General features: G+C 72.6%; 9 protein-coding genes. 3 read left to right on the top strand and 6 right to left on the bottom strand.

Translation table 11 applies throughout. The features are described 5' to 3' along the window. Nucleotides 1-888 (bottom strand): phosphatase PAP2 family protein, encoded by an 888-nt coding sequence (locus tag ACQPYA_RS21335; protein WP_433528863.1) that lies wholly within the window; start codon nucleotides 886-888, stop codon nucleotides 1-3. A 106-nt stretch (nucleotides 889-994) separates the two neighbouring features. Here ACQPYA_RS21335 and ACQPYA_RS21340 point away from each other — a divergent pair, with 106 nt between their 5' ends. Beyond that, entirely contained in the window at nucleotides 995-1696 is a 702-nt protein-coding gene (locus tag ACQPYA_RS21340) for a DUF3159 domain-containing protein (RefSeq protein ID WP_433528864.1), read from the top strand. 294 nt (nucleotides 1697-1990) lie between these two features. Here ACQPYA_RS21340 and ACQPYA_RS21345 read toward each other — a convergent pair whose 3' ends face one another. Next, nucleotides 1991-4867 (bottom strand): glycoside hydrolase family 48 protein, encoded by a 2877-nt coding sequence (locus ACQPYA_RS21345; RefSeq protein WP_433533558.1) that lies wholly within the window; start codon nucleotides 4865-4867, stop codon nucleotides 1991-1993. Between the two features lie 967 nt (nucleotides 4868-5834). Here ACQPYA_RS21345 and ACQPYA_RS21350 point away from each other — a divergent pair. After that, entirely contained in the window at nucleotides 5835-7331 is a 1497-nt protein-coding gene (locus ACQPYA_RS21350) for a GH1 family beta-glucosidase (protein ID WP_433528865.1), read from the top strand. A gap of 271 nt (nucleotides 7332-7602) precedes the next feature. After that, on the top strand, nucleotides 7603-8838 hold the full coding sequence (locus ACQPYA_RS21355) for an MFS transporter (RefSeq protein WP_433528866.1): 1236 nt from the start codon (nucleotides 7603-7605) through the stop codon (nucleotides 8836-8838). Nucleotides 8839-8933: 95 nt separating this feature from the next. Here the strand turns inward: ACQPYA_RS21355 and ACQPYA_RS21360 are convergent, their stop codons facing one another. The 4 genes from ACQPYA_RS21360 to ACQPYA_RS21375 form a co-directional block, all read right to left on the bottom strand. Then, nucleotides 8934-9356 (bottom strand): roadblock/LC7 domain-containing protein, encoded by a 423-nt coding sequence (locus tag ACQPYA_RS21360; RefSeq protein ID WP_433528867.1) that lies wholly within the window; start codon nucleotides 9354-9356, stop codon nucleotides 8934-8936. After that, nucleotides 9353-9616, bottom strand: a complete 264-nt coding sequence (locus ACQPYA_RS21365) for a hypothetical protein (RefSeq protein ID WP_433528868.1) — start codon at nucleotides 9614-9616, stop codon at nucleotides 9353-9355. Before ACQPYA_RS21365 ends, ACQPYA_RS21360 begins: the two co-directional genes overlap by 4 nt. Beyond that, nucleotides 9589-11745 carry a nitrate- and nitrite sensing domain-containing protein gene (locus ACQPYA_RS21370; RefSeq protein WP_433528869.1) on the bottom strand — a complete coding sequence of 719 codons (2157 nt, stop codon included), beginning with the start codon at nucleotides 11743-11745 and terminating at the stop codon, nucleotides 9589-9591. The genes ACQPYA_RS21365 and ACQPYA_RS21370 overlap by 28 nt, the downstream gene beginning before the upstream one ends. A 238-nt stretch (nucleotides 11746-11983) precedes the next feature. After that, nucleotides 11984-13366, bottom strand: a complete 1383-nt coding sequence (locus ACQPYA_RS21375; RefSeq protein ID WP_433528870.1) for an FGGY family carbohydrate kinase — start codon at nucleotides 13364-13366, stop codon at nucleotides 11984-11986. Nucleotides 13367-13544 lie beyond the last annotated feature (178 nt).

A 13544-nucleotide genomic window follows, 5' to 3' on the forward strand; every position in this document is an offset into this window, starting at 1 on the left:
TCAGCCCTGGTGCCGGGGGACGAGACGGTGCACGGAGATGAGCACCAGCGCCATCACCACCCCCATCGACCCGGCGATACCGGCGGCGCTGCCGGCGTACCCGACGAAGAGCGGCCGGCGGCCCAGCTCCGCCGGTGCGGTGGCCCGCAGGCCGACCAGCCAGGACAACGCCAGCGCGCAGGCCGCGATCGCGAGCAGGCCGCCCGCGCCCAGCAGCAGCGCGGTGAGGCGGTGCGCGTCGGCCGAGGCGACCTTCGCCCGCTCGCGCTGGGTGATCAGCAGCAGCAGCCCGGCCAGCGCCGCCCACACCCCGACCACCAGGAACGCGGCCACCGCGTCGCTGGGCCGGTGCCAGCCCGCCGACAGGGTCGCCACCCCGGCGGTGGCCGCGTAAGCGGCGCCGACCACGGCGCCGAAGGCGCGCACCTTGGGCGGCAGCACGAGCACCAGCGCCACCGCCACCGACGCGGCGACCGTGGTGTGGCCGCTGGGCAGGCTGTTGCCGACGTACGCCCGCTCCGGGTCGATGCCGTAGTCGGGCCGGGCCAGGCCGTACTTGAGCAGTTGGGTGGTGACGTTGGCGCCGGCGATCAGCAGGGTGGCGGCCACGGCCAGGGCGACCCGGCCGCGGATCAGCGCGATGAACCCGATCGTCACGGTGACCACCAACAGCGACACCACGGACATGGCGTTGAGGATCCGGTCGACCGGATCCTCGATGTGGTCGCGGCCGATCCGGTTGCCGGTGAGGGCCACCGTGTCGATCCACTGGCCGATCCCGGTATGGATGGCGAATCGCCAGACGGCGATGAAGGCCGCCGTCTGGACGAGGGCCAGCAGAACCAGCCAGACCGCAGTCCCACCCCTCGGCGTCACGCGCACCCGCACAACTTAGCGGCCCACCCGCGCCGACCGGCTGGTGGCCCGCCGGTGCCGTCGGGATAGGTTGGGGCGCAGCTGACGGAGGGTGTCGGGACGCAGGCGAGGAGGGACAGTGACCGGTACCTCGGAACGGGACCCCACGACGGCCGGGCGGCCGGAGTCGCTGGCCGATCTGCTCGGTGGGCGCCGGGGCGCGGTCGACGCCAGCGTGCCGCCGGTCGCCTTCGCGGTGGGCTGGCTGCTGGCCGGTCAATCGGTCACCGCCGGGGTGGTGGCGGCGCTGGCCACCGGCACGGTGGTGGCCGGCTGGCGACTGCGCCGCGGGGACCGTCCGCGCTCGGTGCTGGTCGGGCTGCTCGCCGTCTGCGTGGCCGCGCTGGTCGTGGTACGCACCGGACGCGCCGAGGACTTCTTCCTCGTGCAGATGCTCGCCAACGCCACCAGCGCGCTGGTGTGGGCGGTCAGCATCGTGGTGCGCTGGCCGCTGCTCGGGGTGGTGGTCGGTACGGCGCTCGGGCAGCGCGGGCGGTGGCGCCGCGATCCCGCGTTGCTGCGCGCGTACGGCCGGGCGAGTTGGGTCTGGACGGCGACCTACGTGCTGCGGGTGGCGGTGTTCCTGCCGCTCTACCTCGGCGGGCAGGTGCTCGCGCTGACCGCGGCCCGGGTCGGGTTGACCTGGCCGCTGGTGGCGGCGGCGTTGGCGATCAGCTGGGCGGTGGTGCGCCGGTCGTTGCCGGCCGGTCATCCGGGGCTGCGTCACCCGGTGACCCCGGGCGGCGCGGACGCGCCGGACGACAAAGGCCCTGGACAATAAGGGACCGGAACAATAAGGGAGAGGCCGCCACGGGGGGAGCGGCCTCTCCGGTGATGTACGTTACTCCGTCCCCGGCCGTGTTGTGATCCCAGGGCGGCTACTTTTTTTCGCGATCTGCGGACCGTGCCCGGCACGTCGGGCCCGGAGGGGTGGGCCGACCGCTCCGCTGCGTCGGCCAGAGGGCCGACCCACCCCGGCCTGACCGTGGGCGTCAGGCCGCCGGCCGGACCTGCCTGTACCCCCGAGGCCCGGCCGGGCCTCCGGGTGGGTCACCGCCCACCCGGAGGAGTTCGTTCAGCCGTTCGGGAAGAGCTTCCCGTAGTCGGCGTAGGCCATGGCGACGTCCGCCTGGGCCCAGAACCGGTGGTAGCGGAACTCGGGCTCCGCCCCGCCGTCGAGGTACGCCTGGACCTTCGGCCACGCCGGGTCGTTCTTGTAGAACGACCGGATGTCGACGAAGCTCTTGCCCGGGGCGATGACGTCGCCGTTGGGCATCCGGCCGGTCCAACCCTGCGGGATGTACAGGCCCTGCCCGGTGCTGGCGTTGTAGACCTCGGTGAAGCGCCGGTAGTCGCCCCGCTTCTCCACCGTCGACACGCCCTGGGTGTCGCTGGCCGCGTGCAGCGCGTCCAGCAGCCCCTTGGCGGTGTTCTTCGCCGCCGTGTTGCCCGAACGCGCCGCGTACGCGATCAGCGTGCGGGCGTAGGCGGCGGCGACCCCGACGTCCTGGCCCTTGACCGTCACGGTGACGTGCAGGTTGTTGTTGGGCTGCGGGTTGGTCGGGTTCCAGTTGGCGGGCTGCCCGCTCCAGCGCATGTCCGACGGGATGGACCAGTTGGTGCCCAGCGTGGTGTTGGCGATCGCCCACGGCACCCACTTGTCCAGCAGCGCCTTGGCCCGGGCGTTGCCGCTGACCAGGTACAGCTCGGCGATGCGCTGCATCGACCAGGCCTGCATGCCGAACCACTGGTTCGACGGCGGGTCGTTGTAGACCGGGTCCTCGTCGTAGAACATGCCGTAGAAGGTGGCCGTGCCGGCCGGCGGCTGGCCGTAGTTGCCGCCCCAGCTGTTGGTCGCGCCACCGGCGATGCCGCCCTCGGCCGACTGGAGCCAGGTGTAGAGCTCCAGCTGCCGGTTGAGGCTGTTGGTCCAGTCCGCCGCCGCCGTCGACGACCGCGGCTTCAGCTCGTCGACGTTGGTCAACGCCCATGCCGCGAACGGGTTCTGGTAGCCGAAGTGGCTGTGGCTGGAGCCGATCCGCCACGACCAGTTCTGGCTCGTCTCGTACGCCCCGCCCCAGGCGTAGTACCAGGAGAGCAGGTAGTGGGCGGAATCACGGCCGGTGCCCGCCGGGCAGGCGCTGGCCCCGACGCAGTTGCCGATCCGCTTGAAGTACTTGTCGAAGAGCGCGTACCGCAGATAGTCGCCCATCTTGGCGGCCTTGGCCACGGTGGCCGCCACGTCGGCCGCCTTGTTCTGCTCCTTGGCCCAGGTCAGGGCCCAGTACGCGGCCTGCACCGCCCGCGCGTCGGCGTCCGGGGCGTTGGTGTACTTCCACTGCCGCGCCGGAGCGTTCGCCTCCTTGATGAACAGGTCCAGGTAGCCGTACTGGCCGCCGTGGCGGAAGGTGTCGCAGGACGGCTGCGGCACGGTCTCCCACACCGATTCCTGGGTGCCCCGCTGGAAGGTGTTGATGTACGCCGGACGGGTGGTGCCGTCGCCGCAGCGGCCGTAGCCGTAGACGTTGTCCACGTCCAGCAGCCAGTGCATGCCGTAGATCGAGCCGGTGCCGTAGGTGGACTGCAACTCGTTGCGCAGCGGGTCCTGGCCGACCGACACGTTCGGCTCCAACTGCGACGGGTACTGGCTCGGCAGGTCGTGCTCGGCGGCGTACTGCGGGGTGCCGGGCGAGCCGGCGGTCGGCTGGTCCGCGTTGGACGGGATGATGTACCTCTCCATCACCGTCCAGGCGTTGTTGAACGGCGTCCAGTTCTGGGTCAACCGTCCGTAGTAGGCCTCCAGCCACAGCCAGAAGCTGAACGCCTCGGAGGTGGTCTCGTGGCCGTGGTCCGGCGCCTCGACGATGAGCGTCTCGATGGAGTGGTACGGCACCCCCTCGGGGCTGAAGTACCCCGAGTTCTTGATCTTGTTGTACTGGGTGAGGAACCGCTGGAGGTACTCGTTGTCACCGCCGCTCGGCGGGTCGAACGGGGTGACCGCGATCGGCAGCGACGGGTAGCCGGTGGCCGTGGCGGTGATGGTGGCGTTGCCGGCGCCCGCGGCCGCGCGGACGGTCACGTCGACCCCGGTGTTCCAGTTGGTCGGGGTCAGCGTCAGCGTGGTCGGTGTGGTGGTGACGCCCACGTCACCGGTGCGGGTCAGGGTCACCGCGACGTTCGAGGTGGGCGCCCGGCTCGCCTTCAGGTTGACCGTCGCGCTGCCGCCCCGCGGCACGCTCACCGCCGTCGGGGTGGCGACCAGCGTCGGCCCGGTGGCCGGGGCGACCGTGAACGACCGCTCGGCGATCGAGGAGAGGCCGTTGCTGTCGTACGCCCGCGCCTGCACCGTGTAGTCGCCGGCCGGCAGGGCCGTCAAGGTGTACGCGTACGGGGCGGTGGTGTCGGTGTTGACCAGCAGGCCGTTGCGGTAGAACTCGACCCGGCTGATCGTCCCGGAGGCGGCGCTGGCCGTCGCGCTCAGCGCCACGTCGGCCGGGGCCACGAACGGGCCGGCCGGGATCGACAGGCTCACCGTCGGCGGTTGCTGCTGCGTGCCGCCGCAGGTCACCCCGTTGACCGAGAACGAGGTGGGCTTCGGGTTGCTGCCGGTGTAGGAGCCGTTGAAGCCGATGGTGGTGCTGGCCCCGGTGGCGATGTTGCCGTTGTACGACTCGTTGACGGCGGTGACCTGGTTGCCGCTCTGGCTCCACCGCGCCGACCAGCCCTGGGTGACCTGCTGGTTGCCGGGGAAGGCGAACCGCAGGGTCCACCCGTTGATCGGGTCGCCCAGGTTTCTGATGGTGACGTTGGCGGTGAAGCCGTTGCTCCAGTCGTTCGTCGTGTAGACCACATCGCAGGCCGGCGCGGCCTGTGCGGCGCCGGCGGGGACGGTTATCCCACCGATCGCCAGCGCCGCGGCGGCGAGCCACGCCAGGCGGCGACGTCTTGCCAGATTTCTCATCTGCGCGGTGTCTCCTCGGACCAGGCCGGGGTCGGTGCCGCCCCGGCGGTGACGCCTCGCCGACGAACGGGCCGCGAGACGCCAGTGGATGGTGGTCGACCCGGCGTGCGGCCGGGAGCTGCGGGGCGCCGTCCGGGACGTTGCTGCACCCGCTGCTGACAGGACGCCGTACCGGTCACGCCGGGGCCCTCGGCGACCCGCGCTCACGCGTACTGGCTCCACGCGGTCGATCGACAGTCTGCCATGGAAGCGCTCCCAGCACCAGACGCCGGACTTCCGGAAACACCGGGTTGTTTCGATCTCGTTTTGGGGCTTTCACAAAGTCGTGACGGGCGTTACAGTCGCAGCAACGTCGATGGGAGCGCTTCCATCGACAGAGTTCCAACCAGAAGATCGCCCGGCGTTGTGCCCACAGCACCGGGGAGAAGACCGCAGGCCGACGGCGGGCCAGCCCGGACGCCGCCGTCAGCCGTCACCCCACCAAAGTGGAGGGAGGTGGATCCTCAAGCCACTCGCGTGGCCCGGCTCCCGCGCGACACGCACGACTGGGACGCCAATCCGTACGTGCGTGTACCGCAACATGGTGGGGACGGGGGTTGCCCTCCCCCGTCCCCACACTAAACCCCCGTTCACGATGGGAAAAGAGGCCGACGGGTCAGACGCGCATCACCCGCGCGCACCGCACGGCAGTCGACCCGCCCGCCGACCGCCATCCGCGACGCCCCGCCGACCGCCCGGGCGCGCGCCGCCGGTCCGCCCGCGGAACTCCGGCGCACCCGGTCCCGCCGCACCCGATGCCCGACCGGCCAGCGCCCACCCTTCCCCTTCTGCCACCCCCGCCACCCGGGCTCTGCGCCGTCTGCGACGATCGGGCCCCGGCGGGCACCGCCTACCCTCTACCCTTAATTGGGAGCGCTCCCGGGCTCAGGCGGTCAACCCCCATCCACGAGGAGAACCCATGTCGATGCTCACCCGGCGGCACCTGCTGCGCCACGCGGCGCTCTCGGCCACCGCCGCCACCCCGGCCGGCGCCGCCCTCAGCGCCACCACCACCGCCGCCGTGGCCGGCGCCACCCTCAGCGGCTGCCAGCCCGGCGACCCCGCGGACCACACGGCCACCGCCAGCAGCCCGGCCACCCGGCTGCCCTTCCCGCCGGACTTCGGCTGGGGCGCGGCCACCTCCGCGTACCAGATCGAGGGCGCCGCCAAGGAGGACGGGCGCGGTGAATCGGTCTGGGACACCTTCAGCCGCACACCGGGACGCACCCGCAACGGCGACACCGGCGACGTCGCCGCCGACCACTACCACCGCTATGCCGAAGACCTCGATCTGATGCGCGACCTGGGGCTGCGCAGCTACCGGTTCTCCATCTCCTGGCCGCGCATCCAGCCCGACGGCACCGGCGCCGCCAACCAACGGGGCCTCGACTTCTACCGTCGCCTGGTCGACGGCCTGCACGAGCGGGGCATCGCCCCGATGGCCACCCTGTTCCACTGGGACCTGCCGCAGTCCCTGCAGGACGTCGGCGGCTGGGAGTCCCGCGACGTCGCCCACCGCTTCGCCGAGTACGCCGACATCGTCTTCGCCGCCCTCGGTGACCGGGTGCCGGTCTGGCTGACCATCAACGAGCCCAAGACCGTGGTGCAGAACGGCTACCTCACCGGCCACCACGCCCCCGGCCGGCAGGACCCGGACGCCGCCTACCTCGTCGCCCACCACCTGCAACTCGCCCACGGCCTCGCCGTACGCGCCCTGCGGGCCAACAGCGGCGCCGGACGCATCGGCCCGGCCTTCAACCTGCACCCCTGCTACCCCGCCGACGACTCCGCCGAGGCCGCCGAGGCCACCCGGCTGTACGACGGCTACGAGAACCGGCTCTACCTGGACTCCGCGTTCAAGGGCAGCTACCCCGACGACGTGCTGGCCGACCTCGGGCCGAACAGCCGGATGGTGCGCGGCATCCGCGACGGCGACCTGGAGATCATCTCTGCTCCCGTCGACCTGCTGGCGGTGCAGTACTACACCCCGATCTACGTCACCGCCTCCGGCGGCACGGTACGCCGCTGGCCCACCTCCGAGGCCAGCTGGCAGCAGATCTACCCGGACGGGATGTACGACATCCTGACCCGGGTCACCCGCGACTACGGCCCGATGCCGCTCACCGTCACCGAGAACGGCCTGCCCACCCCCGACGTCCTCGCCGACGACGGCACCGTCGAGGACACCGGCCGGGTCGCGTTCCTGCGCGACCACCTCGCCGCCGCCCACCGCGCCATCACCGACGGGGTGCCGCTGGAGAGCTTCCACGTCTGGTCCCTGCTCGACAACTTCGAGTGGGCCGAGGGCTACGACCAGCGCTGGGGCCTCATCTACGTCGACTACCCCACCCAACGCCGGATCCTCAAGCGCAGCGCCCACTGGTACCGCCAAGTCATCACCACCAACACCCTCTGAGATGTAAGGAAGGGCCCCCTATTAACGCCTGGTGTAGAGGAAGGGTCCCCTATTAACACCCGGCACCCGGCACCCGGCGGGCGCGCGGTGTCGGGCGCGCGGTGCGGTTGGTTGCCCGCGACCCTGCTCGTCGGCGGACCGCATGGCCGCCGACGAGCGCGGCTACCGCTGCCGGTCGTCACCTTCCGGCGGGTGATGACCGGCACTCGGCGGTCAGGGCGCTGGTCGGGGCCCGACCCTCGAGGGTGTCCCGTCGCCTAGATTCATCCGCATGGACCACACCACCGCGCCGCTCGGGCGGCCCTTCTGGACCTTCTGGAGTGCGGCGGCACTGGCCAACCTCGGCGACGGCATCCGGGTCGCCGCCTTCCCGCTGCTGGCCGCCGCGCTCACCGACGACCCGCTGGCCGTCGCCGCCGTCGCCGCCGCCCAGTTCCTGCCCTGGATCATCGCCGGTCTGCTCGCCGGCGTTCTGGCCGACCGCCGCGGCGCCCGTACGCTGCTCGCCGCCGCCGACACCGGCCGGGTGGTCGTGTTGGCCACCCTGGCCACAGCGGTGGCCCTGGGCTGGGCCACCATCGCCCTCGTCGTCGCGGCCGCGTTCCTGCTCGGCGTCGGCGAGACCATCCGGGACACCGCTGCCCAGACGGCCGTGCCCCGGCTCGTCCCCGACGCCCAGTTGGAGAAGGCAAACGGCCGGCTCGTCGCCGGCGAGATCGTCGGCAACGAGTTCGTCGGCCCGCCGGTCGGCGCGCTGCTCTTCGTCGTCGGCGCCGCCATCCCGTTCGCCGTGAACGGCGCCGCCCTCGCCCTGGCCGTGATGCTCGTGCTCTCCCTGCCACTGAGCCTGGCTCATCGCGCCACCCGGCCGACTACCGACACCCCCGCCACGGCCGGCGACGACGGTCTCCTGGCCGGCCTGCGATGGCTCGCCCACCAGCCCATGCTGCGCACGTTGGTGCTGGTCGGCGCCGCGGTGGCCGCCGCCGACAGCGCCTGGTTCGCGATCTTCGTGCTGTACGCCCGCGACGCCCTCGGCCTCGGCGCGTTCGGCTTCGGCCTGCTCCTGGCCACCGGCGCGGCCGGCGGCCTGATCGGCTCGTTCACCGCAGACCGGCTGATCGCCCGGTTCCGCCACCGGCCCGTGCTCACCTGGTCGATGGCCGTCACCGCGGGCGTACCGATCCTGCTGGCCGTGACTCCCAACCGCGCCGCCGCGGTGGTCGTGGTGGTCACCACCAGCGCGGCGTTCGCCGTGCTCAACGTGGCCGCGCTGTCCGTACGCCAGCGACTCGTGCCCGGCGGGCTGCTCGGCCGGGTCGTCGCCGCCTCCCGACTGGTCACCTACGGCTGCACCGCGCTGGGCGCGCTGGCCGGCGGCGCGCTGGCCGCCCGCGCCGGCATCGAGGCGCCGTTCGTGTTCAGCGCTGTCGTCGCCGTCACCGCCACCGCCGCCTGGTGGCTCGCCTCCCGCCCCACCGCCCCCGGCACCCACAGCCTCCGGTAAACCAGTCGTACGACACCGACACCGCTACCGGCGAAACGTTAAGAGGGGGCCCCTGTACTACCGCAGGCGTTAATAGGGGGCCCTTCCTTACACCTTCAGCGGGGGAGGGCTTGCTGGAGTTCGGCGCGTAGGGCGGGGGTGAGCATCTCGCCGGCCTGCTTGGCCAGCCGGGCCATCTCGTAGCCGACCACGCCGATGTCCGCGTCCCCTGCGGCGAGGGTGGCCAGGATCGAGCCGTCGCGAATCTGCATCACCAGGAAGTAGCCGCGTCCCATCTCGACCACGGTCTGCTTGACCACGTCACCGTCGAACATCTGGGCTGCGCCCGCGGTGATGCTCATCAGACCCGAGGTCACCGCGGCCAGCTTGTCGGCGTGGTCGCGCGGCAGGTGGTCGGAGATCGCGACCAGCAGCCCATCGGTGGAGACCACCACCGCGTGTGCCACTCCCGGCACCCGCTCCGCGAATCCGCTGACCAACCAGCTGAGGTCCCGGGCCTCCTGAGACAGCGTCGTCACTTGTGTCCCCCTTCGCTCCAGACCCCGGGCGGTGGCACGGGTATCTCGGTGGTCTCCTCGGCCTCGGCCCGCCGAACGCCGCTGTACAGTCTCGACAGCATGCCGCCAACCGCCTCCGGGTCCGGTTCGTGCCGGGCCGGCTGCTGCTGCTCGGGGCGGGCCGGCTGGGTCACGGCGCTCAGCTGCGCCATCGGCACCCGTACCGGCAGGCCCCGGTCGTTGGTGCCGGCGGTCACCGGCACCGCGGGCGGCGCGGGCATCCCGGCACCCGTCGTCGGCACCGCCGACGAGGGTCCCTCCGGGACCACCAGCCGCTCCCGCCGGCCGCCACCCCGGCGGGCGCGAGCACGTCCTCCGCCCGCACCGGTACGGGGTGGGCCTGGCGGGGCACGGTGACCGGCCGGCGGCCGGCCACCGGCAGGTCCGCCGGGCCCGGGTTCTTCGGCGCGCCCAGCCGGGGCGCCGTGCCGGGCAGCACCCGCGGCGACGGCGGCGGGTCCAGGCTCGGCGGCGGTGCCGCAGCCAGCAGTACGCCGGGCAGCTTGACCCGGACCACCAGGCCACCGGCCCCACCGTGCAGCCGCACCTCGATGCCGTGCCGAGCGGCCAGATGGCTGACCACGAAGAGACCCATCCGCTCGACCGTCGCCATGTCCGCGGCCGGCGGCCTGGCCAGTACGCCGTTCGCCTCGGCCAGCGCCGTCGGGCTCATGCCCAGGCCCTGGTCGGCGATCTCGATCACCGCCCCGGGTCCCTCGGCCCGGGCCGTCACCTGCACGACGGTGTCCGGCCGCGAGAACGCGGTGGCGTTCTCCAGCAGCTCGGCGAGCAGGTGCACCAGTTCGCCGACGGCGTGCCCGACGACGTACAGGTCGGCCACCGTCTCGTGCCGCACCCGCTGGTACTGCTCGATCTCGGCGCTGGCCGCCAGCAGCACCGCGCTCAACCCGACCGGCCGGTTCCACCGGCGGGTCGACTCGGTGCCGGCCAGCACCAGCAGGCTCTCGTCGTTACGGCGCATACGCGCGGCGAGGTGGTCCAGCTTGAACAGGTTCTCCAGCTGGTCCGGGTCGCTCTCTTCCCGTTCCAGGTCGTCGAGCAGCTCCAGCTGCCGCTCCACCAGCACCTGGCTGCGTCGGGCGAGGTTGACGAACATCGCGTTGACGTTGCGCCGCATGTTCGCCTGGTCGACCGCGACACCGACGGCGCTGCGGTGCACCGCGACGAACGCCTCGGCCAGTTCACCGATCTCGTCCAGGGACCGCACCACGGCCGGCGAGACCTCGATCTGCGGCACGCCACCGGAGACCGACCGCAGCCGGGCCAGCGCCTCGGGCAGCTCGATCTGCGCGATCCGCAACGCCTGCGACCGCAGCATCCGGATCGACCGGGCCAGCGAACGACCGATCAGCACCGAGATCAGCAGCGCCACCAGCAGCACCGAGATGATCACACTGACCACCAGCAGCGTCTCCCGCAGCTGGTCGCTGCTGGCCTGGTCGGCCTGACGCGCCGATGCCTCCAGCACCTCGGCCTCGTACTGCCGCAGCAGCTCGTGCCGCTCCTCGCTGGCGTCCCACCACTGCGCGGCGCGGGGCACCGTCGGCCGGCTCGACGTCAGCGCCTGCTCCTCCAGCCGGGAGGCGGTGACGAATGCCTGCTCCTGACTCATCCGGTCGTAGCGGGCCACCTGGAGGCTGGTCGCGGCGATCCGGAACGAACCCAGCGCGGTCAGCTGCCGCGCCCGCAGGTCGGTCAGCTGACCGGTGTCCGTGCTGTCCATGCCGCCGGCGCGGGCCACCGCGTACAGGTCCGCCCGCACCCGCGACGACAGCTCCTTGGCCCGGGCGAACTGCACGTACCGCAGCACCGCGTCGGACAGCTCCGGCCGATCGACGCCGGGCGACGGCTGCGCGAGCAGGGTCAGCAGCGCGTCGACCGCCCGGTGGTAGTTGCCGAGGATGGTGTCGTCGCTGAGCACCACCGTGGCCATGACGTTGCGGATGTATCCGATCTGCTGGAACGCCTGGGAGGCCACCAGGTACGTGTTCCGCCACGAGGCGTCGGCGTCGGAGATCGGGTCGGCGGCCCGGCGCAGGGCCTGCGCCGCCTGGTCCGAGGCGTCCCGGTACGGCTGGAGGGCGGCCAGCACCTTCTCGCTCTCGTCGGTGTTCTTTGCGGCGCGCAGCGTGGCGAGTTCTCCGGCCGTACGGTCGCGTTCCTGCTGTAGCCGGTGCACCAGTTGGGTGATCTCCCGCCCGACGCCGACCTGGGCGGAGAAGTTGCCCAGCGTGTTGGCCCGGCCGACCAGGATCTCGGTCTGTACGCCCGCCAGCACCAGGAAGGCGACCGACGGGATGACCAGCACGGTGGCCAGCTTGGTACGCATCCGCCAGTCCTGCAGGCGCAGGGGGGAGCGACGCCGATGGGGCACCACCCGAACGTCGAACCGACGCCGGCGGTGTTGCGACACCCCGCGCGCCTGGTCCGCTCCTACACCCACAACGATCCTCCTCCCCACGCGTCCGCCGCGACCCGGGGAGCGCCGTCCATCCAACCAGCCCCCGGAGCAGTGTCAACGTCCTGCCCTTATGAAGGGTTCAGGAAGGGTACTGCCGGTCGCCACCCTATGCCGTGGTCGCCGATGCTTGATCATCCGTCCGGCCGATGTCGGCGAACGCCCCGGCATCGGCGATGCGGCCGACTGCCAGCAGCGCCGCGCCGGTCGCCCCGATCTCCGGATTGCGCTGGAAGCCCACCCGACGCGGGGCCAACACCTGGACAAATGCTTCGCGCCACCAGGGTGACGCGGCCATCGCACCGCCGCCGAGGACCACCTCCACCGGCTGCCCGACGGTGGATTCCAGCACCGTCAGGTCGTCGACGACCAGCTCGCACACCCCGTGCATCAGGCCGGCCAGCATCTCCACGGCGGTGCTGCCGAAACCCAGTCCGCGCAGCTCACCCGAGCCGGCGCGGTGATTGCCCGGCGGCCGGTCGCCGCCGAAGCGGACGCCCGCCGGCCGGCCGCCGCCGGGCGGAAGCTGGGCCAGGGCCGCGTCCAGCGCCGCCCCGGTGGGTAGCCGCAGCTCCCGGTCAGCCCAGGCGAACAGGTTCCCACCGGAGGAGTACGCCGCTCCGGTGACCACGTGGTCGTGGTCGACGCGGTATCGCCACAGCCGCTGCGGCAGCGACGCCAGGTCGGCGGCGGGCATCCGTTGCAGCAGTCGTACCGCCGAGGAGGTGCCGACGGTCACCGCCGCCCGGGTGTGGTCGACGCAGCCGGAGCCGACGTTGGAGGCGGCGCCGTCGCCGACCGGGGCGGCCCACCGCGCCTGCGCCAGGGCGGGCCACCGCCGGGCGTGTTCGGCACGCAGCCGGCCGTGCCAGTCCCGGGGGGCCAGCTCGGGCAGCTCCTCGACCCGGGCATCGGCCAGCTCGCGGGCCTCGGCGTCCCAGTCCAGGGTGCGCAGGTCCAGCAGGCCGGTGCCGGAGGCCTGGGAGACGGACATCGGCGCCTCGTCGAGCAGCCGGCCGAGGACGAACTCGACCAGTCCGGCGAAGCGGGCCACCCGGGCGCCGGTGTGGGCACGCAGCCAGGGCAGCCGCATCGACCAGTAGCAGCGGTGCCACCAGGTGCCGGTGCGCTGGTGGAAGGCGTCCGGGTCGGCCGGGACGGTCGACGCCGGCAGCGGCTCGGGCCGGGTGTCCAGCCAGGTGAGCACCGGGCCGAGCGGCTCACCGTCCCCGCCGAGCGGCACCACCGAATGCCACTGCGCGCTGATCGCCACCAGCTCCACCTCGCGCAGCCGGCCCTGCTCGCTCAGCTCGTCCAGGCATTCGGCGAGGCGGGCCAGGTAGTCGCAGGCGTCGATCGTGCCGGTGCCGTCGTCGCCGACGGTCAGCACCACCTTGCGTCGCGCCAGCGCGCCCGGCAGTGGCCGGACGTCGCCGTCCAGCACGAGCCCGCGTACCGAGGAGGTGCCCAGGTCAAGCGCGAGAATGCTCATCGCGGTCAACGTACCCGCTGCCCCGGCGGCACAACCACGCCGCGCACGCGGGTCCGCCGATCGGCTTCCGCGCCGCCGGACCGGCGCGTAGGGTGGTCGCATGCTCGCGCACCTGACCTGCTGGTGGCCCGCCGACCCGGCGGCCCTCCCCCGCGCGTAGCTTCCTGACGCGGCCGCC

The sequence above is a fragment of the Micromonospora sp. CA-263727 genome (genome assembly GCF_050942455.1).
GTDB lineage: Bacteria > Actinomycetota > Actinomycetes > Mycobacteriales > Micromonosporaceae > Micromonospora.

Coding starts and splice junctions, on each gene's coding strand:
- ACQPYA_RS21375 (WP_433528870.1), bottom strand. CDS start 13,366: ATGAGCATTCTCGCGCTTGACCTGGGCACCTCCTCGGTACGCGGGCTC.
- ACQPYA_RS21350 (WP_433528865.1), top strand. CDS start 5,835: ATGTCGATGCTCACCCGGCGGCACCTGCTGCGCCACGCGGCGCTCTCG.
- ACQPYA_RS21365 (WP_433528868.1), bottom strand. CDS start 9,616: ATGCCCGCGCCGCCCGCGGTGCCGGTGACCGCCGGCACCAACGACCGG.
- ACQPYA_RS21355 (WP_433528866.1), top strand. CDS start 7,603: ATGGACCACACCACCGCGCCGCTCGGGCGGCCCTTCTGGACCTTCTGG.
- ACQPYA_RS21370 (WP_433528869.1), bottom strand. CDS start 11,745: ATGCGTACCAAGCTGGCCACCGTGCTGGTCATCCCGTCGGTCGCCTTC.